Raw genomic sequence first — 22,971 nt, 5'->3', positions numbered from 1 at the left:
TACGTTATCGGCTTCTCATGTAGGCTAGCTACACATCGACGCCTCTGCCTTGTATAAATACCCAGCAACTCGCTGCAAAAATCAGCTCGAAAGATCAATACGCCCTAATAACAGTTTTTCATAGCAGTTATTGTGACATTTCTTTATGATTCGTCCAGTGGAAGCTTAAGATCATTGTCTCTGATTCCTTCAGAATGTCCTTTCCTACACTATTATTCTAATTTTCCCTCTTATTTGGAGTTGTTTGTGCATCGTTACAAAGAAGAATCCTCGAATCTAATCAAACTTGCGACTCCTGTATTGATTGCATCTGTCGCACAAACTGGAATGGGTTTTGTTGATACCGTGATGGCAGGTGGCGTAAGTGCTATCGATATGGCGGCGGTTTCGATTGCAGCAAGTATTTGGCTACCATCAATTTTATTTGGTGTCGGTCTATTGATGGCATTGGTTCCTGTCGTTGCACAACTGAATGGTTCTGGTCGACAAGTCAAAATTCCATTTGAGATTCAACAAGGTGCGTTTTTAGCGCTCGTCATCTCCCTTCCAATCATTGGTGTACTTTTTCAAACACAATTGATATTAGAGTGGATGGACATTGAACAACTCATGGCGGAAAAGACCATCGGCTATATGAATGCGGTGATGTTTGCTGTACCTGCTTTTTTGTTGTTCCAAACCTTGCGAAGCTTTACTGATGGTATGTCTTTAACTAAGCCTGCAATGGTGATTGGTTTTATTGGCTTGCTATTGAACATCCCGCTTAACTGGATGTTCGTATACGGAAAACTTGGTGCTCCTGCTCTGGGTGGTGTTGGCTGTGGCGTTGCAACGGCTATCGTATATTGGGTGATGTTTGCACTGCTGTTTGCTTACGTTTTAACATCAAAGCGTTTGGCGAAAATCAATATCTTCGGTACGTTCCATAAGCCTCAGCTCAAAGCACAAATTCGTCTGTTTAGACTTGGCTTCCCAGTAGCGGCCGCTATCTTCTTCGAGGTAACTCTGTTTGCGGTGGTTTCTCTGTTGGTTGCCCCATTAGGTTCATTGATTGTTGCTGCGCACCAAGTCGCGATCAACTTCTCTTCGCTGGTTTTCATGATTCCAATGAGTATCGGTGCTGCTGTGAGTATTCGTGTTGGCCATAAGTTAGGCGAAAACAACACCGAAGGCGCGAAGATTGCGACACACGTTGGTATCATTGTTGGCTTGGTCACAGCCTTAATGACAGCTGCATTAACTGTATTGTTCAGAGAGCAAGTCTCATTGCTCTATACAGAGAACACGGCGGTAATTACTGTTGCAATGCAATTGCTTTTATTCGCGGCGGTTTATCAATGCACCGACGCCATCCAAGTTATCGCTGCAGGTGCTCTGCGTGGCTACAAAGATATGCGTTCAATCTTCAACATTACCTTTGTTGCTTACTGGTTGCTTGGCCTTCCTATCGGCTACATCTTAGGAATGAAAGATTGGATTGTTGAACCTATGGGCGCGCACGGCTTCTGGATTGGTTTCATTGTTGGTCTAACGTCAGCAGCGATTATGCTGGGTATGCGCTTACACTGGATGCACAAGCAGGACGACGACGTACAGTTAGAATTTAGTTCTCGCTAGATTCGTACTCGTTAAACCGGTGTGTCTGATATCGAATACGAAAAAGAGCGCTGATCTTCAGGGCTCTTTTTCGTTTATTGGCGAGCGTATTATTTAGTCATACTAACTACTGGTCAGATAGATTGTATTTGTCTTAATAGTCACTTTTCTCTCTAACAAAGCGCGCAAACTTGGGTTTCCCATTTTGAGTAAAACCATTGTAGCGAAACGTAATACGACTGCCGATTTCAGGTGGTGCGAGTCTCATTTCGTCACTGAACCCGCTACCAATATAGAACTCAATCCCCTCCTCCGTGTGGACCAATATAGAGCCCATCATTCCTTTATACTTTCCTGTCCCGCCTTTATAGCCAATAACCGTAGCTTCAGCATCATGATGCCTTTTAAGCTTTAACAGGTCATTACTTCGCCCTGCTTGATAACGGCTTGTGATCTTTCTTAGCATCAAACCTTCGCCATTACGTTCGTCGATATTATCTAACTGATGGAACAGTGCATCTTCACTATGAATAGGGAAATGCTCTATGTAACTGACATGAGGTTCACCAATCATACTTACCCAGTGCAAAATATTGTAATAGCGCTTTTGATAATCTCCAGCAGCCCCTGGCATATCAAACAGCATGAAGTCTATTTGGCGCCAAGCTGTATCACTAGGTGTGTGATCGAGAACAGTAGATTGAACTAAGTGAAACTTGCCTCTTCCTGCCCACAACTCTCCTTCGAGATGTACCTTAGGCAAGTTTTCCGTAAACCACTTCGGTGAATAAATGCGATTCCCATTACGAGTATAGAGATGTTTACCATCCCACAGAGCCCGAATCCCATCGAGCTTCTCACTCTTCCAGTATTCAGAAACATCAATGCCTTGTTTATATGTGTTTGCCAGCACCAAGTGATCCGGAGGTAAATAGGATGAATGAGAAGAAAGCGAACACGCCCATAGAGTTGCTATAGCCAGTTTGGTTAGTCTCATCACTTGCTCCGTATTAATAACTCCCTTAATCCTAAGCGTTTCAACGTACAGATAGACAATCTATGCCAGAAGATGCGACCCACACACCAACCTTATTTATCTTTAGCTTTCATTCACAAAATTAATGGCTTGTAGGTCTCAAAAGTACATCCAATTTTAGTTCTCATATTGAGAAACGACCTTTCTCAATATGAGATAGAGATTAAGAATGGCATTAACTCGTTGAAAAATAACAACATAAAAGTTGGCACATTCAGTGCAGTTGTTCATACATACTTTAAAGGAGATAACGCTATGGAACTACGTAAGATTGATTTGAATACAACGACGCTAACGCTTTCTATCTTCGGTGATTTAGACGCAGCAGGCAGTCGTGATGCGCAAACTGACATTGATGATGTAATTTCGAACGACGGCCATCAAGAAATCGAAGTCGATTTTAGTCAAGTAGAGTTTTTGGATTCGTCTGGTGTTGGCGCAATAGTCTACATGTTTAAGCGCTTGACCGAGCGTGAACGCAACATGCGACTTGAGAATGTAACCGGGCAGCCACTTGAAATTATGAACCTATTACGAATAGGCCACGCTATCCCGGTAAACTCAAAAAGTCCTACTAATTCATGATGATCCACTAAGCTAGAAGTAACAAAAATAATAATTATAAAAATAAAAACAAAGGACGTTGGCATGAAATTATTCAAAAACTACATAGCCCTCTCTCTGTCTGCTCTGGTTCTGGGGTGTACTAGCTACCCAGAGTCAGGAACAGGAGGTCTCGCTGAAAGTTATGATTCAATAAATTATTTGAATTCCGACTTCTCTCCTGTCATGCCTGATGAGCCACTTGGCCCTGAACACGGTTTGCGTTTTGATTGGCAATTAGCAAAACTTCATTTAGATGCGTTAATTCAAGAAGGTGCGCGTTGGTGTTTTCCCGCTGCGGTAGTCCAAGCTATTGAAAAGCAAAATCGTATTGCACGTGAACTACAAGGCGGTTTACTGCTAGATGCAGCCAACGACCTAGTCATCCAAAGAAAACGCCTAAACGAACTTGAAGTCCAGCTAGACTATGTGACATCACAAGCCCGTTGTGAGCCACCAAAAAATGAAAATCAATTTAGAATACAATTGTCGGTTATCGAACAGTTGTATGACTTACTTAATGTTGATAACCAATTCGCAGAAGACTCTATTGAAGTCAATCCCAAGTATATGGGAAGACTTGCTGAAGCGACAGCGCTACTCAAAGAACACAAGTCTTTGGACCTAGTTGTTACAGGCCATGCTGATGCGACTGGGACCGAAGAATATAACGACAAGTTAGCACTTGGACGAGCTAAACAAGTCGAACGCTACCTGACTATTTTTGGCTTGGGTGCTCAACGAATCAAAGCCGTCTCTGTCGGCGAAACCGTTCCTCTTTTTGAGGGCGAATCAGACGGTACGCGTTTAACTAACCGTCGAGTCAGCATAGAAGTTATCTCACCTAAAAACGCCGAGAAAATGGGAGGTGGGCTATGAAATCATTGATCGCTTTTTTCATCACCCTATCGCTATGCTTTGCGAATATCGTGAATGCAAGAGACGAGTTTTCAGAGGCGGTTCAAGTCGGTGATCTTATCCAAGTCAACGTACCCGGAGAAAGTACCTTAAATACTGGGTTCCAAGTTGATAAACGTGGCCGTATTACTCTTCCTGAAGTGGGTACTGTATTTGTGGCAGGTTATGACAGTGAGCAGCTTAACAAGGTCGTTTTAGAATCACTGGCTACCGCTTATAAAGATCTTTCAAACGCTTCCGTATACGTAAAAGAACAGCAAATCATTATTTACGTTCAAGGTTATGTACAACAACCTGGCGAATACACACTCGCATTGGGTTCTAGTATCCAAATGGCGCTTTACGCTGCGGGCGGCTTACGTTCAGGGGCACAACTCGATAAGCTTATTCTTAAGCGAGGCGCTGATAAAATAGAATTCAACTACAAACGTTTCCTAGATTCAGGTGACGAATCAACACTCCCCGCTTTGCAATCATTGGATTCACTGTTTGTACCTGCTTCCCCATTAGTCGGTAACATCGAGCAAGAGTTTGACGCTGCAAAGCTTGCTAACTCAGGTGACAGTGCTGACTCTCGTAATTCAATCAAAGTGTTTGGTGAAGTAAACGCACCGGGCTCATTCACTTATAAAGAAAACACCGACCTCGTCGACGTATTAATGCGTTCTGGCGGCGTGACTCGTTATGCCAGTGTTGAGCAAATCCGTGTGATCTCAAACAACACCCCTACGCTATTCAACCTTAAACGTTACTTAGATTCTGGTGACGAAAGTTTGCTTCCAATTTTGCGTCCAGGCGCGACGATTTTTGTACCCAAGCAAGAAGAAGAGATCAAGTCTGGTGCGAATATGGTTTACGTAATGGGCGAAGTAGCCTCTCCAGGTGCCTTTGAAGGTAAGAGAGGTGCGACGTTTATGGATATCTTAGCGAACGCTGGCGGCCCGACCCGATTTGCGGAGTCTAGACAAATCCGCGTACTCAAAGCCGACGGCAGAGTAGTTAAATTTGATTTAGCGGCATACACAGAAGGTTTACCTAATTCTAACCCTCCTAGCATCAAAGCGGGAGACGCGATTTTCGTCCCAGAGAAAACAGACATGAACGAGAAATCATGGCTAAAGATCTCGCCGGATAGAGCTGTAAATGTTATTGGTGAAGTTGTTCGACCGGGACGTATTGAATGGTCAGATGAAATGGATTTCATGGGCTTACTTGCTCATGTTGGAGGGCCAACACTGCGTGCCGACACCACAAAAATAGAAGTGGTTACAGGTAGAAAGCTAGTGGTTTTCGACTTAGACGAATTTATTAAATCTGGAGCTCCGCGTGACCAACTGCCCTTCATCCGTGCAGGCTCAATTGTGCGCGTACACGACTTACCTCAAGACCCTTCAGACAACAAATCTCAATGGGTGCGTCAAAGCTCAGATGCATCAATTTACGTGTTTGGCCAAGTTCGTTCACCAGGCCGGTACCGATTTACAAAAGACATGCACTTTCTAGACATATTGTCAGCGTCAGATGGACCAACGAAAGACGCCGACATTCACAATATTCGCGTAACCCACAGAGATAAGACCTACTCTAAAGTGAGCAAATTAAACTTATCTCTCTATTTCGAAACTGGTGATGAATCGATCCTACCAAACGTAACTGCCGGCGATACTATTTATATCCCGGAAAAAGATAAAAATTGGTTGGACACACCAAAAGAAAAAACAGTTCGTGTGCTTGGCGCAATTAATAATCCGGGTCGATATGTGTTCAACGACAACATGACGATTTTAGATATCTTGGCAGAGGCATCAGGCCCTACTGAAAATGCTTATGTAGAGAAAATTACCATTGTGAACATGTCTTGCTGCCAAGGCCAAGCTCGTACCTTCGACCTTGTTGAGTTCAGCAAAACGGCCAACATCTACAACTTACCAGTGCTACGTGCCGGTGACACTATTTACATCCCAGATCGACGCGAGAGCTTTATGGAAAAAGCTCGAGTGGGCTTAGAAGACATACTTCGCCTAACGACAACCATTGTCCTAATAGGAGCTTTGTAATGACTATTTCAGCAATTCAAGCAGAAGTAGAACAACTGTATCTAGCTTCTGAACTTAATGGCCAAAAATCAATATGCGTGACCGCCTGCTATTCAGGTGACGGTGTAACATCTATTGCAACGGCATTGGCCGAACGTTTCCTATTGGCGGGTCACTCTACGCTGTATGTTGACCTCAATTTATTTAATCCGGCATTCAAAGATTTACATATGTTGGAAGAAAAGCAACAAGGAAGACTCATTGAACATGTTGAGTCTCAACGCCTTTTTATGGGGGTTCCAGCCCCTCAAGTTACTTCAACTCAACTGGCTTACAAAGACCCAGAAACGCTGACTAAAGTGGTAAGCCAATGGTTAGAAACATACGAAAGAGTGGTTGTCGACACCTCGCCTCTGCTGAATGTTAATAAAGGCAATATACCCGCCCAATCGGTAGCGAGTGCTTGTGATTGCACGTTACTTGTTGTCGCCTATGGAGAAACTTCGACGCACAACTTAACTCAAGCGAAAAAGTTACTTGATGCACAAAATATCTCGCTCCTTGGATGTGTGATGAATATGAAATACACGCCAAGTTTCGCTAATGAATTGATACGCCAAGTAAATAAACTGAAGCTCCTTCCTCGCTCACTACAGGAGAAAATTAAAAGTTGGATATCTAGAAATGAGTTTCTCAATTTAACTCTATAAGCTTCACTACAAAATTACGATGTCTCTAAGAGAAGGAAGGGAATCTATGAAAAATCTAACGTTGTTAATCTTGGCTTTGCTACCGACATTAACTTATGCAGATACCTTCACATTCGGTATTGTTCCTCAGCAATCTGCAAGTAGACTCGCGCAGCAATGGACCCCAATACTCGCGAAAATAAGTCAAGAAACGGGTCACACAATCATCTTTGAAACCGCGAAAGATATCCCTATGTTTGAGCAGCGTCTTGCTAGCGGTGACTATGATTTTGCGTATATGAATCCTTTCCACTTCGTTACTTTTAATAACAGCGTTGGCTATAGTGCGATGGCCAAAGCCAAAGACAAACGCCTAAAAGGTATAATGGTCGTGCGTAAAGATAGCGGGATTACAAGCTTGGATCAGTTAGACAATTCTACCCTTGCCTTCCCCGCTCCTGCAGCGTTTGCGGCAACGTTACTAACACAAGCTGGCCTGAAACAAAGAAACGTTCATTTTGAACCAAACTATGTCTCTTCACATGATTCGGTATACCTTTCTGTGGCCAAGGGCTTTTATCCGTCTGGGGGTGGTATTATCCGAACCTTCAACGCACTAGACCCGGATGTTAGAGACCAGCTTACTCCTATCTACACCTCTAAGGGTTTCACTCCTCATGCTATCGCCAACCACCCGAGAGTTGACTCAGAGGTGGTACAAAAAGTTCAAACCTCCTTTGTTCAATTAGCCCAGAACGAAGAAGGAAAAACGTTACTTTCCCCGCTAAGGATTAAAGCTTTTGAAATAGCGGTCAATGTCGACTGGGATGATGTTCGTGCACTGAATATTAAACAGAAAGACACCATGCCCATGACCGTAAATAAGGATCAATAGTTACGGTAGGTTTGGATAAAGCACCACGGTAAGGATACGCTGATGACTTTTAGAACAAAAACAATCATTGGGATAGCTTCGATAGAGATAGTGATGCTTATGGCGCTTGTCATAAGTGCAATGTCATTTCTGTCGGATTCTAATGAACAGCAGCTTATCAAACGTGCGCAGGCAACTTCTCAACTGTTTGCTCGTGCAACCAAAGACGCAGTGCTATCCACTGATATCGCAACATTAGATGATATCGTAAAGGAGATCATGACGATCGAAGATATCGTCTATGTCAAAGTAGAGCGTAATGAAGTCTTGCTGAGTAGCGCCGGGTCTACAGACTATTTCAGTAAAGATATTCAGGTTGATACGAACTTATCCAACGTAGATGATGGAATATTCGATACGTATTACCCAATTGAAAGTGATGGACTAAAGTACGGCTCAATTTCAATTGGGTTCACAACCTCTTCGATCAATTCGATGCTTACAGATGCTAAGAAAACCATCAGTTCAATTGCCTTGATAGAGGTTATTCTTGTTGCCATCTGCTCCTTCATTTTAGGTACTTATCTAACTAAACATTTGTATCAGCTTTCGTTTGCGGTAAAAAAAGTGAGAACGCAAGGACCAGGTTTTCAGCTGAAAATAAAAAGTGACGATGAACTTGGTGATGTAGTCAACGCATTTAACGACATGTCTACCTCTTTGTCTAAAAACTACACGGACATCAAACAAGCGAGAGAACAAGCCGAGCAAGCGTCTGAGTCTAAAAGTCGATTTTTGGCCTCTATGTCTCATGAGATTCGAACCCCTATGAACGGTGTTCTTGGCATTTTATCGTTACTTAAAGAGACCAAATTAACAAAGGATCAAAGTCATTTAGTTAATACCGCTTCAACATCGGGCGAACTACTTTTATCTATCATTAATGACATATTGGACTTCTCTCGCATGGAAGCCAATACGCTCATTCTTGAACAAAAAACCTTCTCTCTCCAAGAGTGTATCCATAGCACCATTGATAGCTTTGAGCCGAGTGCCAACGCGAAAAATATCCAGCTTGTTACTCCTTATCAACCTGACCAACCCGTGATGGTGGTCGGCGACGTTCACCGCTTTCAACAAATCTTATTGAATTTGATCGGTAATGCGATCAAGTTTACTTCCGAAGGCAGTGTCATCGTTAATGTTGAGACTAATGAAACAGAAGATAATAAGGTAGAGATTACATGCCAAGTTGCCGATTCTGGGATCGGCATTGAATCTAACGCAATGAGCTACCTATTTGAAGAGTTCACCATGGTGGATCAAGGATATTCAAGACGTCGTGACGGTTCAGGGCTCGGCCTCGCCATTTGTAAACACCTAGCAAAACTGATGGATGGCAACATATCAGCAAGCAGTGAGGAAGGTGTAGGCAGTACCTTTACCTTTTCGGTAATGTTGGAAAAAGCATCAAATTCTGGAGAAGACAATCGTTCTGGTTCTTCTTCGGTGGCATTAAACCCTAAAATTTTAAGCAGCCGTATTCTAGTGGCCGAAGATAACAAAGCGAATCAACTCGTTATCGTTAATATGTTTAAAAATGCTGGGATGACTATTGATATCGCGAACGATGGGAATCAAGCTGTCGAAATGGTAAAAAACAATGATTATGACTTCATCTTTATGGATATCTCTATGCCAGAAAAAGATGGCCTGCAAGCATGTTCCGAAATAAGAAGCTTACCTAACACTCAAAAAGCGTCTGTGCCAATCGTTGCGCTGACTGCGCACGCACTTGCCGGAGATAGAGAGCAGTTTTTAAATCAAGGTATGGATGACTACCTTGCAAAACCTATAAGAATGTCACAGATCGCTGATATGTTGCACCTTCACCTTGTTACCAAGCAGGAGCATGCTATTGAGTGCAAACCTAATACAGTGAAGGTATCTGAAAATAGCGAGCCTACAACTTCAGATATTCAGGCAAGCGGTACTTCTGACGAACCATATGCAACAGAGGGTTGTGAGGCTCTGGACGACCACAAAAATCAAATAGCCAATCAGCCACTAACGGAAATTCAAGAATCTGATCTGGTTGATGAGCAAATCCTTGAACAAATGGTTGAAGATACCTGTGCCGAAGTGATGCCAATGTTGATCGAACACTATATTGTAGAGTCTGGAAACCGCATAAAACTGATTCAAAAAGCTGTTGTGGAACAAGACCTATCGAACCTAGAGTTTGAAACTCACACCTTGGGCAGTTCCTCGCTCGCACTTGGGAACCGTCGCTTATCTGTGTTAGCGAGGAAAGTCGAAAAACTGTGTTCTGAGCAACAATCTGAGCTGGCGTTTTCTAAAGTCGATGAGCTAGTAGTTCTTGCTAAAGAATCTATGAATGCTATCGAGAAACGAAGAGAGCGAGGTTTTAATTAGGCTATGCGCTGCGGCTTATTGCTCACTACCCCAATCTCTTCTTTCACTCCTCTGCTTACTCCAACCACATACCTGACTATTGCCTCTTTCATTAAGCAGGCAAGGTTTAGTCAATGACGTTCATTACTATTCAATGCATTTTACATGCAAGTTGTAGGGTTTAGTGACTTTTCAAAACAAGTAGCACACAAAATAATCACGTTATGTGACTCAGTCTAATAAAGCACATTGTAGATTGAGTCAAAGGTGGAATTCACAAGAATATTCCCTAAGATTATATACAGAGGTGATTTTTGACGAATTTGTAATAGTTTGACAATGTTATCTGATGATTCTGTGTAACACCTTATTTACTGTTATTTAGACTCATCCTCCCCTTTGCTCAAATGGTTTAAATTCAACGGAAAGGATCGCCAAAGAGCAATTTAGATAGTCAACTTACCTTGACTAGCTCAGTTGTATTATTAAAGAGAAAGGAACCTCAATATGAAATACAAGTTAAGCTCCCTATTTTTGTTAGTTGCAGCAGCCAGTGGTAATGCTAACGCAGGAGAATGTGGCAGCGTAACAATCGCAGATATGAACTGGAACTCTGCAACTTTAATCGCCAATATTGACCAATTCATCTTAGAACATGGTTATGGATGTGATGCCGAACTTATCCCTGGCGACACTATGCCAACCGGCACTTCAATGATAGAAAAAGGCCAACCTGATGTTGCTCCAGAACTTTGGAGTAATAGCCTAAAAGACGCTCTCGACAAAGGTGTGCAAGAAAAGCGCCTTCGCTACGCGGGTAAAGCACTTGTTAACGGCGGTGAAGAAGGCTTCTGGGTACCAGCTTACCTAGTGAAGCAATACCCCGAGATGGCGACCATCGAAGGCGTGCGTAAAAACGCAAGTATGTTTAAACACCCTGAAGACCCTGATACATCCGCATTCTACAGCTGCCCAGCAGGTTGGAACTGTCAAATCAGCGCCGGTAACTTGTTTGAAGCACTTAATCTAGAAGACAGCGGTTTCACCATTGTAGACCCTGGTTCGAGTGCCGGTTTATCTGGATCTATCGCGAAAGCTTACGAACGTGAAGAAGCTTGGTTTGGTTATTACTGGGCGCCAACCGCGGTGTTAGGTAAATACGATATGGTCAAAGTTGACTTTGGTAGTGGCGTCAATGAACAGGAGTTTTTGAACTGTACCACTAAGGAAGACTGTGAATCCCCTAAAGCGACCATGTACCCACCTTCACCTGTCCACACAATCACCACTGAAAGTTTTGCATCACGCGCACCTGAAGCGTACGACTACTTCACTAAGCGTGGTTTCACCAACGACAAAATGAACTCTCTGCTTGCATGGATGGAAGACAACCAAGCAGACGGCGAAGAAGCAAGCCTGCATTTCTTGAGTGAATTCCCTGAAGTATGGCACCCATGGGTTTCTCAAGAAGTGGCTAAGAAAGTTGAAGCACAACTGTAATCATTTGGCTTTCAAAGTACTCACGTTTAGCAAGTACTTCCGCTTAATAAGTAAGTACGCTTCAACAATAGAATAGAAATAACGTCGCTATACTTGATGTTATTCATGATTCGGTGCCCTTTTTCATTCGCGGTCATCTCATCGCATGAAAATGTGGCTCCGAACTATAAGGATATAAAATGGCTGACAGCAATTGGTTATCAAGCTTTCCAGAAATGGAACGTGCTGATTTACGAACCATAAAAAAGACGCTAGATGGCGCATACCGTGAATTTTCCCGTGAATACGGTGAAATGATTGAATCTCTCTTTGACCCTCTTCTTTCATTCCTTGTCTGGTTTGAAAAGCTCCTTATTTCAACACCTTGGATTATCGTCCTTGCTGTGTGTACAAGCCTTGTTTATGCCGCGAGCCGTTCTTGGAAGCTGGCTTTGGGTTGTGTGGTTTCGTTGCTTCTCATTGGTTACTTTGGCATGTGGGAAGACACTATGCGAACGCTCAGTATCATCACTGTGTGTACCTTGGTTTCAATATTATTAGGCATTCCGATTGGCATTGCGATGGCTCGCTCAAATCGAGCTCAGGCTATCGTTACACCGATGCTCGATATCATGCAAACCATGCCAGCGTTCGTTTACTTAATCCCAGTGGTAATGCTACTCGGCATCGGTAAGATTCCGGGGCTGATCGCCGTAGTTATCTACGCTATTCCACCAGTAATTCGTTTAACCAACCTAGGTATACGCTTAGTCGATAAAGAAGTCCTTGAAGCCGCTACCGCATTTGGTGCCAGCAAGAAACAACGCTTATGGGGTGTTCAACTTCCTCTAGCGATGCCTACAATCATGGCAGGTATCAATCAAACCATCATGATGGCACTGTCTATGGTTGTTATCGCATCAATGATCGGTGTTAAAGGCTTAGGACAACCGGTTCTTAAATCCATCACAAACCAATACTTCACGTTAGGCTTAATGAATGGTTTCGCCATCGTTGCCCTCGCAATTCTTTTTGACCGCGCTTCACAAGCTTACGCGAAAAGAACGAATGCACATTTAGGAGGATTCAAGCATGACTAAACCATTGATTGAGATTAGTGGCCTGTACAAAGTGTTTGGACCAAAACCTTTATCTGTGATGAACCGAGTTCAGAACGGTGAACACAAAGATGACATTCTCGCTGATACCGGGCATACCGTTGGTTTGAAAGAGATTAACCTTGAAATCAACCGTGGTGAGATCTTCGTTATCATGGGGCTTTCTGGTTCGGGTAAATCGACCTTGATTCGACATTTCAACCGTTTGATTGACCCGACTCAAGGTAAAATCATGGTCGAAGGCATTGATGTGATGAGCCTCAACACCAAACAGTTGGAAGAATTCCGTCGTCATAAAATGTCGATGGTATTTCAACGCTTTGGCTTAATGCCTCATCGCACTGTAGTAGAAAACGTTGCATACGGGTTGGAAGTACAAGGCATCAAAAAAGAAGAGCGTCTAGCGAAAGCCAACGAATGGTTAGAAACGGTGGGTTTGAAAGGTTACGGCAAGCAATACCCTGCCCAACTTTCAGGAGGTCAGCAACAACGTGTTGGCCTTTCTCGCGCTCTGTGTACTAACGCTGAAATATTGTTAATGGATGAAGCCTTTTCTGCGCTTGACCCTTTGATCCGGAGTGAAATGCAAGATCAGCTTATCGAGCTTCAAGAGAAACTTCATAAGACAATTGTTTTCATCACTCACGATCTGGACGAAGCACTCCGTCTAGGCGATCGAATCGCTATTTTGAAAGACGGCGAGTTAGTACAACAAGGCACACCACACGAGATTCTACTTAACCCTGCAGATGACTACGTAGAAGCCTTCGTTAAAGATGTAAACCGCGCTCGTGCATTGACCGTTGAAACGGTTATGCAGCCTCCTCTCTATCGAATCACCTCAGAAACGATTGAAGGTGCTTTGGCACAAATGAAGATGCTGAAAAATGATTACGCTTATCACGTAACCGATGATGGCTATCAAGGCTTAGTGACTCAAGAGAGCCTGCAAGACGCTGTTGAAGATGCATCGGTACATGACTTCAGCGAAGAGATATACGAAGAGGTTCCTGCCATTTTACCTGATGCCGTGATTGAAGAAGTATTGCCAGAGACTATGTCTTGTGACTACTCCCTTCCTGTTGTCGATGAAGACGGTAATCTAAAAGGTGAACTTGAAAGAAGTGCCGTTGCAGATATCTTCTCTGAGAATAGTGAGGAGGAAGAAGTTAGCGACGACCCAAAGCTAAAAGTTGACAAGGCATCATAGCCAAAGGCGGCTTTTGCGCGTAAGGCTTTTTATAGACAAATTTGAGCCAGTAAGATTCGAGCTAGAAAAAACCGTTGTGAGACTTAGTCACAACGGTTTTTTTGTGCCCTTTTGTGCATCAAAACACATAGCTGGATAATGAAAGCTCCTTTAAATCAGTGAGTTAAATGCCAAACTTCACTCGTTCATCTATAGCTTCACATCTAATTATGTCTTGTATTTTAAGGCAAGCAGTTGAAATTATTCTAAAAAATGACTAAAACTAAATAATAAAGTTAAAGCATTGGTTATAAATATTAGCATTGAGCTAACGTACTCTCCTAACGAGACAATAAAAGGATTTAGTGTGACGAATTCAGCCTTACCCTCAAACACTCCTATAATTGCGAGTACACCAAACAACAGCAAGCAATTTGAAATAGCTCTAGTTGATGAAAGCATTTTAGAACAAATGATTATAGACACGAGTGTCGAGGTCATGCCGATTTTAATTGATCACTATGTGCAAGAGTCACAAAGACGTATTGCTGCAATTAAACAAGCCGCGCTTAGCCAAGATTCTGAAGCACTTGAATTTGAATTGCACATATTAGGAAGTACGGCACTTGCGCTAGGGAACCGACCTCTATCAGATCTATCTCGCGCGCTAGAAAGACAGTGTTTAGAGAGCCAATACGATGCTGCATTTAGCCAAGTTGATGGTTTACTCGTATTAAGCAACCGTTCAATCCAAGCACTGATAGACAGAAAGAACAAAGGGTTTGGCTAGGCCCCTCTATATTTTCTGTGCTGTCTTGATTTACACGTTCAGTATCGGCGGTAGCAATACTCAAAGAGACACCCGAGATGCAACATGAAGACACCAAGCTAGTTTGATAATGGTTGCATGCGGTAGGTAACAATTAAATACAATGAGTATTGATGCAATTTTACCTCCATGCTATTGATTAGTTAGGATAAAGTTTCAAAAAGGAATTTTACAATGCGCCCTAAAGTATTGTTAGTTGAAGACTCCACCTCACTTGCTGTTCTCTACAAACAGTACGTCAAAGATGAACCCTACGATATTTTCCACGTTGAAACCGGCGCGGAAGCTAAGACCTTCATTGAAAGGCATTCACCACAGCTTGTTATTCTCGACCTTAAGCTACCTGACATGCCAGGCGAAGAAGTCTTAGATTGGATTAGTGCGAACGAAATACCAACCGCCGTCATCATTGCAACTGCACATGGCTCTGTAAACATCGCGGTAGACCTAATCCAACGCGGTGCGGAAGACTTCTTAGAAAAACCCATTCAAGCAGATCGACTCAAAACCTCTGTTCGCTTGCATCTAAAAAGAGCGAAACTTGAAAATATTGTCGATAACATGCAAAGCAAGTTCGATCGTGATCGCTTTCATAACTTCATCGGCTCTTGTCTACCCATGCAGGCGGTTTACAAGATCATTGATTCGGTAGCACCAACCACTGCTAGCGTGTTTATTAACGGTGAAAGTGGTACGGGTAAAGAAGTATGTGCAGAGGCTATTCATCAGGAGAGCCAGCGTAACGGTAAGCCCTTCGTTGCCATTAACTGTGGCGCTATCCCTCGAGACCTAATGGAGAGTGAAATCTTCGGTCATGTTAAAGGTGCGTTTACCGGTGCGACAACCGACCGTAAAGGTGCTGCAATGCAAGCGCATGGTGGCACCCTCTTTCTCGATGAGCTTTGTGAAATGGAGCTGGAGATGCAGAAGAAGCTCCTACGATTTTTGCAAACTGGTACGTTTACACCACTCGGTGGTAATCGTGAGATTAAAGTTGATGTCAGAATTATCTGCGCAACCAACCGCGATCCACTAGTTGAAGTAGAAGAAGGACGTTTTAGAGAAGACCTTTACTATCGTGTTCACGTCGTGCCTATTGAGATGCCACCACTTCGTGAAAGAGGAGGTGACATTGTCACTCTATCTAATCACTTCTTAAAGCTCTACGCGAAACAAGACAAAAAGAAGTTCAAATCAATAGACAAAGAAACGCAAAACCTACTTAAACGTTATGCGTGGCCAGGAAACGTGCGTCAGTTGCAGAACATCATCCGTAATATCGTAGTGTTGAATAATGAAACGAGCGTAACCATAGATATGTTGCCCCCTCCGATTAATAAGGTGGATGCAACAATAGATTCGAAATCAGTAACGCCAATTCGAGTACCAACGTCCCAACCTTCTGTAGTGGAAACACCAAAAACTAAGTTGCCACCAATAACCCCAGAAGAGCTTGAGCAAGCTACTACGCCAAACGAGCAATCTGTTACGTTAAATGACCAAGCTGCTTTTTCAGATGGACAAGAGTTAACGACACCGGCCTTCACTACTAGTAACGGTAGTATTCGCCCAATGTGGCAAATAGAGCGCGAAGCCATTCAACACGCCATCAATTATTGCGATGGGAATGTGTTAAACGCTGCTGTGCTGTTAGAGCTTAGCCCTTCTACGGTTTATCGTAAGAAACAGGCTTGGGAATCGGAAGATGAGTACAATCAAGCCTAACCTAGGTGTACTCAACGTAAACCTTCACGAGATTTGGCTGTTAATCGACAGCCAAACTTTTGGAGGTATAGAAACGCATGTTTTAGAACTAGCACAAGGCCTGATATGTGAAAGCACTCAGTATTCAGATGCTGTTCGAATCGTTCTTTTGACTAAATTTGCCCCTGAAGCGATCATTGTTGAAAAGTTGAATGCACTGAACATCCCTTTTAGTTACCTCTCCGATTTAGCCTCATGCTCTGCAGATTTAAGCGGCAATAGCGCGACACAACTTAAATGTGCAGTTCAACATTTTCAGCCAAGACTTATACATGCTCATGGTTACAAAGCCAGTTTAGTCAGCAAGCTAATAAAGCTCCCACCTCGTTTTAACAACACCAAACAAATCACCACTTATCACGCAGGTGAAACCCCAACAGGCAAAGTATGGCTTTATGACTGGCTCGACCGTTACAGCAGCTTTCTTTCTGATCAGTCGCTCGTGGTCAGTGAGAAGATTAAAGCGAAAGTACCGAGTAAGACCTATCAATTGAATAACTTTGTTAAAGTTCCAAACGGATTAACAAGCTCCCCTTCATCAAGCCCATTCCATGTTGGCTTTGTGGGTCGATTAAGCCATGAAAAAGCGCCGGATCGATTTGTCGCATTAGCCAAACAGTTTCCCGATGTTCGGTTTGAACTTTTTGGTGACGGACCAGAAATGGACGCCTTAACTAAATCACAGCCTGATAATGTTACCTTTCACGGTCATCAAACCAATATGGACGACGTCTGGAGCCAAATCGATCTGTTAATCATCCCTTCACGCTTTGAAGGCTTACCTATGGCGGCATTAGAAGCCATGATTCGTGGCATTCCCGTTCTCGCCAATTCAGTTGGCAACTTACCGCAACTCATCGAGCATCAAGTTAACGGCTACCTTGCCAATTCAAAAGCCGAGCTAGAACAGTTTTTATCTTTGTGGATATCATTGACGAGCGAACAACGTGACTCTCTCAAGAGTAACGCGATAAAAACCGTCAAAAGCCAATACTCACCGCAAGCTGTTGTCCCGCAGTTGTTGGAGATCTATCAACTCGACCGCTAAAACGAGTCGTAGTCAGGAATTGGTCACTTTGGCTTAACGATTTAGGCATCCGAGTCAGTTTTATAGTGATTCTCAAAATGAAAAACCTCAACTCAAAACTAACACCCCTCTGTAATGTAGCTTTAAATCAGTAACTTAAATAAAATGCATAACTGGCACTCGCTTTGCAATATTTAACATCAGGCGTCGCTACGCCTTAAAAAGTTTGCGAGCCGAGTCATGAAGAGTTTATTTGCGAATAGAGGTAACAATGATTAACCCTGAAGCCAATAGATTGCCAGTCATCATTACGATCAGTACCTTGTGTGTTGGCCTTGGTGTTGTTTGGTACTTTGTGCCTCATCCTGCTGTAATTGTAGCGCTAGCTCTTGTGCCATTAGCCGGATTATTCGTTTTAAACAAGACATTTTGGTTAGTGTTACTGTTCGTTGTCTTTTCATTTTTCCGAATTCACGAAGCCATACCTCAACTCTATTCACTAAAAATACCGCTTATGCTCTCACTAGGCGCTCTATCAGCCCTACTTTGGCATGCGTTAATCAGTAAAGAGCTTAAAATTTTCTGGCACCCTTGTTTGAATTGGCTCGCGATATTCTGGGGTTTGGTCTTCATCGGTATTATCTTCGCGTCTAACAGACCTATTGCTTTGGCAGAATTCAAAGGTGTGTATTGGAAAATAATGGTGATGACCCTTGCTATTGTTTGGCTAGTTAACAGCGCAGAGTATTTGGTCAAGACTTCGACCGCTATTATTTGTGCAGGATCATTAGTCGCCGGCATCGCGATTAACAATTCAATCCATGGTATTGGCCTAGTTGAAGGTAGCCGCGTAACAATAGGTCGTGATTTTGGCTCAATGTTAGGCGACCCGAATGACCTCTCTCTAGTTCTTATGTTCCCACTCGCCTTTGCTATCAGCCAAGTGGTCACGACGGGAATTCCACTTTCAAAACGTATCATCAGTGTCGGTGTAACGGTACTTTTACTTGCTGCAGTCATTGCCACACAAAGCCGTGGTGGCCTACTTGGCTCGCTTGCTGTTATCGGGATATTTGCATTTAAAGTGATTCGTTCAAAATCACTGCTGATTACTTTGGGGGCAATAGGAGCGATTGGTCTTTACTTTGTCGCAGGGATTTCAGATCGAGCATCAGGCGGCGCGGCTGAGCAAGGAGTCGACGAGTCTGCGATGGGGCGGATTTACGCGTGGGAAGCTGCTTTCAAAATGGCACTAGACAACCCATTAACCGGAGTCGGTTTAGATAACTTCTTTTCCAACTACTTCTTCTACAGTCCTCACTGGGATGGTTTAAATCACGCAGTTCACAGTACTTGGTTCGGCGTACTCGCTGAAACTGGATTTCTAGGACTGATCATATTTGTGATACTGATTACCTCGCTGATCAAAACGATACGCTTAACACTCAAACAACTTTCAGAAACCACCAACACAGTAGACCCAAACCTTAATGCTGCTGCTTACGCTGTATATGCAGGGTTAATCGGCACCATAGTCTCTGGTACTTTCCTAACACAAGGCTTCAATTGGCCTATTTATATACTCTCAGCACTGGTTGTTGCTATTGCGAACATCTCTCAAACTGCCTGTCAAAAAGAGAAAATCTAAAGACATATTCGTAACCAATTGAAAATTATAAACTTATTAAATGGCACAGTATATGAAAGTACTTCTATATAACAAAATTGAGGAGTTTCATTATGACGTCAGTATCTATACATCAATTCAAACATTGGCTTAAGTTTCACCCCAATTCTCGAATTAGAAATGTGTTTTTCATTTTGAAAAATATAAGAAGCGCAGAACTACCAACTCCAAAAGTCTTTAATCGCTGCCTGTACCAAGGTCACAAGCTTGTCGTGAATATGGTGTCTGGCTTTACTCGATTCTTCTACTGGACACCAGCTTTCAAAGGTCGTGTCGCTCAATGTGGCAAACGTCTCTATTTGTATGGAGGCCTCCCTTTCGTTAGCGGCCCAGTACAAATTTCGATTGGCGACAACTGCCGTATCTCAGGCCACACGACATTTTCGGGCTGTACACAGCCACTTGAAGGCTTGGAACATCCATTACTGTCTATCGGTAATAATGTGGACATTGGCTGGCAATCCACGATTGCAGTCGGAGGTAAAGTCATTATCTCTGACAATGTACGTATCGCAGGCGGCGCTTTCTTATTTGGATATTCTGGCCACCCACTTGATGCAAAACGTCGAGCACAAGGTGAAGGCGATGACCCTCAGCAAATAGGCGACATTATTCTTGAACCCGATGTTTGGCTAGGCACCAATGTCACCGTTAAAGGCGGAGTGACCATAGGCGAAGGAACGGTTGTTGCAGCCGGTAGCGTTGTTACCAAAAGCATTCCACCGTTTTCAATCGCTGCAGGTAACCCTGCACGAGTCGTCGGTCACATTAAGTCCGTAGAAATTACCGAATCTGATGTATTCGATTCATTTGAAACTCGCGGAGGTGACCATGCGTGATTTAATCGTATTTGGTGAAGACTTTGGTGGCCTACCTTCATCGACTCAACATTTAGTGCGTCACCTAGCTAAACAGCACAAAGTATTATGGGTGAACTCTATCGGCCTAAGACAGCCAAAACTATCATTTAAAGACATCACTCGCGCCTTTAACAAACTGATTGGTAGAAGTAATGCGGTTACTCAAAACATGTTAGATTCCCAAAATACCATTGATACTTCCAACCACGGAAACATCACGGTCATCAATTTAAAGACCATACCTGCGCCTGCTTCTAAGTTATCGAGAAAGCTAGCTCAGCAAATGATGGTACGCCAATTGAAGCCAATTATTTCTGAATTGAACCTTCATGCCCCCATCTTATGGACTTCGCTTCCGACCGCTGTCGATTTGTGCGGACATTTAGGCGAGTCATCTGTGGTTTACTACTGCGGTGATGATTTTAGCGCCTTGGCTGGTGTCGACCATGACACTGTAGCGCAACACGAATCTAAGTTAATCGATAAAGCGTCTCTTATATTCGCGGCTAGCAAAAAATTGATGGATAAATTTCCAAAACATAAAGCACACTTGCTACCACATGGTGTAGACGTCAACCTATTTTCGACACCAGTACCAAGAGCAAAAGATTTACCAAGCAGCCATCGTCCCATAGCTGGTTTTTATGGAAGCCTATCTAAGTGGCTTGATTACGACATGATTGAGCATGTTGCCACAGCAATGCCGGAATGGGACTTCGTATTCATAGGCCCCAATGAACTTGATACATTATCATTGCCTAAGCTTGAGAACGTTCACTACTTAGGTCCTCGTCCACACCACACGTTGCCAAGTTATTCTCAGCACTGGGATGTTAGCCTATTACCTTTTGTTGATAATGAACAAATCCGCGCATGTAGCCCATTGAAGTTGATGGAATATCTCGCAGCAGGAACGCCAATTGTCACGACCCCTTTCCCTGCAATAGCACCTTATAAAAGTTACGTAACATCAGTAGAGAGCGCTAGGCAGATGATTGAGGCTCTCGATCAAGCTCGTCATTTTGAAAACTCGCCAGTCTCTGTCGTCGCGAAAGACAGCTGGCAGAACCGCGGTAACTTCGTTCATTGGATGCTGGAGCTATTATGAATAATCTGAAATTGCGGTTATTGTCCATCTTGAATGCAATGTGGCGCCAGCGCTACGTAATCGTACTGCCTATTCTAATTTTGCCTTTAGTAGGCTTTGGGGTCAGTAAATTAGCCCCGACCAAGTATGACGCGCATACCAGTATGTTGATTCAAGAAACGGCCAAAATGAATCCATTTTTGGAAGACCTTGCCGTTTCAACCATGCTTAAAGACCGACTCAACGCATTAAGAACACTGCTTCACAGTCGACATGTTCTTTATTCTGTGGCTGACGAACTGCAATTGACCAGGTCAGATATGTCAGAGTTAGAAAAAGAAGAGATTATCACTGACTTATCGCAACGTTTATCTGTGATTCAGCTTGGAAAAGACTTTTTGAAGATCAGTTTAACCTCTCATACTCCAGTTGGTATGGAACAAACCCTTCGCTCGGTTAGTGAGCATTTCATTGAGCAATTGTTGGCGCCTGAGCGTTCTTCGATTGAAGACTCAAGTAACTTTTTGAAAATTCACATCGATAAACGTCATATCGATCTTGAAAAAGCAGAAGAAGCATTGGCTTTATACATGAACGAAAACATGCAATCGACACCAGAAGTACAAAGCCAAAGTCTAAACCGCTTAGCATCACTCAAACAGAATCTCGCTGAAAAAGAGGCTGAATTATCCGGTGTCGAAAAAAGCTTAGGGTCTATCGATCAACAGCTTTCTAAAACCAACCCAGTAATAGGTCGAATAGAAGACCAAATCATAGACATTCGTAGTGAATTGACATTACTGCAAGCAAAATACACAAATAAACACAGTGCTGTACAGGCTAAAGTTCGCGAATTAGACAGGCTTGAGAAAGAGAGAACGACTTTATTAGAAGTGACGCAACCTGCCATGAACAGCGACCAACTTTGGGACATCGCGAGTAGCGCTACACTGAACAAACTATCCAATACTCAACCACTTTTGGTCACCCAGCTACATAGTCTACAGCTGGTTCGTGCTCGCTTTGAATCGTTAACGGAAGAGACAAAAAGCCTTCGTACTATGATCTTTGAGTTAGAACACAAAGCCAATAACTTCGGTGAAAATGCAAAAGAGATGTATCGTCTTAAACGACAAGTTGAAATCAAGCGCCAACTATACGATGAACTGACTGAGCGTTATGAAATGGCTCAATTAACGGGCTCATTGGGCGTGTTCGAACAAAACAAGCGTGTAAAGATTATCGATTTGCCCTTCACTCCGAGTATGAAATCAAACATGCCTACATTTATCTTCATTCTGGCTGGATTCGCTGCAGGTATAGGATTGGGGATTGGCTTAGCTATAGTGTTTGAGCTGTTCGATTCTTCAATCAAGCGCAAAGACGAAATTGAAGATATCTTGGGTGTCCCGGTGATAACAGTGATCCCTAAAATGAGTTAATCAGCCTTTAAAGTAAGACTCTTGCTTAGGTTTACTTCCTAACAACAAACGCTAACACTCACTTGGCATTTTTCTTTTCTAAAGCTCAGTTACTTCCTGAAATCGGGCCAAACCTGCTCGTTATATGCCATCAATTCTCGATTGTTATTTCCATTTTTATTTTTCCAATACCTATTCATTCATATTTTGTTTTGATTCCCATTTTGAGAAATCAAATACACAGATCACAAAATCAAACTAAGCCATTGATAAATAGTGCATATTTAATTGGCACGACTCCTGCTATCTAACTGTGTAGATAAGCGCTTTAACCGAATAGCTT

18 protein-coding genes are annotated in these 22,971 nt (G+C 43.0%); 17 read left to right on the top strand and 1 reads right to left on the bottom strand.

Annotation, left to right across the window (positions count from 1 at the left end; translation table 11 throughout):
* Window positions 1-246: 246 nt before the first annotated feature.
* Complete coding sequence (locus QQ041_RS13685) at window positions 247-1,617, top strand: MATE family efflux transporter (protein ID WP_061017956.1); 1,371 nt, start codon at window positions 247-249, stop codon at window positions 1,615-1,617.
* Between the two features lie 133 nt (window positions 1,618-1,750).
* Here the strand turns inward: QQ041_RS13685 and QQ041_RS13680 are convergent, their stop codons facing one another.
* Window positions 1,751-2,593 (bottom strand): DNA ligase, encoded by an 843-nt coding sequence (locus tag QQ041_RS13680; protein WP_146491565.1) that lies wholly within the window; start codon window positions 2,591-2,593, stop codon window positions 1,751-1,753.
* Between the two features lie 294 nt (window positions 2,594-2,887).
* Here QQ041_RS13680 and QQ041_RS13675 point away from each other — a divergent pair, with 294 nt between their 5' ends.
* The 16 genes from QQ041_RS13675 (at window position 2,888) to QQ041_RS13600 (ending at window position 22,649) form a co-directional block, all read left to right on the top strand.
* Window positions 2,888-3,217, top strand: a complete 330-nt coding sequence (locus QQ041_RS13675) for an STAS domain-containing protein (protein WP_086711361.1) — start codon at window positions 2,888-2,890, stop codon at window positions 3,215-3,217.
* 63 nt (window positions 3,218-3,280) lie between these two features.
* Window positions 3,281-4,114: an OmpA family protein gene (locus QQ041_RS13670; RefSeq protein ID WP_146491564.1), complete on the top strand. Its 834-nt coding sequence runs from the start codon at window positions 3,281-3,283 to the stop codon at window positions 4,112-4,114.
* The gene (locus QQ041_RS13665) at window positions 4,111-6,210 is read left to right on the top strand and encodes an SLBB domain-containing protein (protein ID WP_146491563.1); all 2,100 of its coding nucleotides are present in this window, start codon (window positions 4,111-4,113) and stop codon (window positions 6,208-6,210) included. The genes QQ041_RS13670 and QQ041_RS13665 overlap by 4 nt, the downstream gene beginning before the upstream one ends.
* Window positions 6,210-6,899: a CpsD/CapB family tyrosine-protein kinase gene (locus QQ041_RS13660; RefSeq protein ID WP_146491562.1), complete on the top strand. Its 690-nt coding sequence runs from the start codon at window positions 6,210-6,212 to the stop codon at window positions 6,897-6,899. Before QQ041_RS13665 ends, QQ041_RS13660 begins: the two co-directional genes overlap by 1 nt.
* A 46-nt stretch (window positions 6,900-6,945) precedes the next feature.
* A complete protein-coding gene (locus QQ041_RS13655; protein WP_285954219.1) occupies window positions 6,946-7,773 on the top strand; it encodes a phosphate/phosphite/phosphonate ABC transporter substrate-binding protein in 828 nt (275 codons plus the stop codon).
* 42 nt (window positions 7,774-7,815) lie between these two features.
* Complete coding sequence (locus tag QQ041_RS13650; protein ID WP_285954218.1) at window positions 7,816-10,188, top strand: response regulator; 2,373 nt, start codon at window positions 7,816-7,818, stop codon at window positions 10,186-10,188.
* Between the two features lie 486 nt (window positions 10,189-10,674).
* On the top strand, window positions 10,675-11,667 hold the full coding sequence (locus QQ041_RS13645) for an ABC transporter substrate-binding protein (protein WP_146491559.1): 993 nt from the start codon (window positions 10,675-10,677) through the stop codon (window positions 11,665-11,667).
* Window positions 11,668-11,846: 179 nt separating this feature from the next.
* Window positions 11,847-12,746, top strand: coding sequence for a proline/glycine betaine ABC transporter permease (locus QQ041_RS13640; protein WP_285954217.1), 900 nt, complete (start codon window positions 11,847-11,849; stop codon window positions 12,744-12,746).
* Window positions 12,739-13,974: a glycine betaine/L-proline ABC transporter ATP-binding protein gene (locus tag QQ041_RS13635; RefSeq protein WP_285954216.1), complete on the top strand. Its 1,236-nt coding sequence runs from the start codon at window positions 12,739-12,741 to the stop codon at window positions 13,972-13,974. Before QQ041_RS13640 ends, QQ041_RS13635 begins: the two co-directional genes overlap by 8 nt.
* A gap of 379 nt (window positions 13,975-14,353) precedes the next feature.
* The gene (locus QQ041_RS13630; RefSeq protein WP_261383462.1) at window positions 14,354-14,743 is read left to right on the top strand and encodes an Hpt domain-containing protein; all 390 of its coding nucleotides are present in this window, start codon (window positions 14,354-14,356) and stop codon (window positions 14,741-14,743) included.
* Between the two features lie 213 nt (window positions 14,744-14,956).
* Complete coding sequence (locus tag QQ041_RS13625; protein ID WP_285954215.1) at window positions 14,957-16,507, top strand: sigma-54 dependent transcriptional regulator; 1,551 nt, start codon at window positions 14,957-14,959, stop codon at window positions 16,505-16,507.
* Complete coding sequence (locus tag QQ041_RS13620; RefSeq protein WP_285954214.1) at window positions 16,488-17,594, top strand: glycosyltransferase family 4 protein; 1,107 nt, start codon at window positions 16,488-16,490, stop codon at window positions 17,592-17,594. Before QQ041_RS13625 ends, QQ041_RS13620 begins: the two co-directional genes overlap by 20 nt.
* Window positions 17,595-17,844: 250 nt before the next feature.
* On the top strand, window positions 17,845-19,221 hold the full coding sequence (locus QQ041_RS13615) for an O-antigen ligase (RefSeq protein WP_285954213.1): 1,377 nt from the start codon (window positions 17,845-17,847) through the stop codon (window positions 19,219-19,221).
* 92 nt (window positions 19,222-19,313) lie between these two features.
* Window positions 19,314-20,099 (top strand): DapH/DapD/GlmU-related protein, encoded by a 786-nt coding sequence (locus tag QQ041_RS13610; RefSeq protein WP_285954212.1) that lies wholly within the window; start codon window positions 19,314-19,316, stop codon window positions 20,097-20,099.
* A complete protein-coding gene (locus QQ041_RS13605) occupies window positions 20,092-21,228 on the top strand; it encodes a glycosyltransferase (RefSeq protein WP_285954211.1) in 1,137 nt (378 codons plus the stop codon). Before QQ041_RS13610 ends, QQ041_RS13605 begins: the two co-directional genes overlap by 8 nt.
* Complete coding sequence (locus QQ041_RS13600) at window positions 21,225-22,649, top strand: Wzz/FepE/Etk N-terminal domain-containing protein (RefSeq protein WP_285954210.1); 1,425 nt, start codon at window positions 21,225-21,227, stop codon at window positions 22,647-22,649. The genes QQ041_RS13605 and QQ041_RS13600 overlap by 4 nt, the downstream gene beginning before the upstream one ends.
* Window positions 22,650-22,971 lie beyond the last annotated feature (322 nt).

The organism is Vibrio sp. TMPB1044 (assembly GCF_030442075.1).
Lineage (GTDB): Bacteria > Pseudomonadota > Gammaproteobacteria > Enterobacterales > Vibrionaceae > Vibrio > Vibrio satsumensis.
Note: the sequence above shows the minus strand (reverse complement) of the source record. Positions and strands in the feature narration are given on the sequence as shown.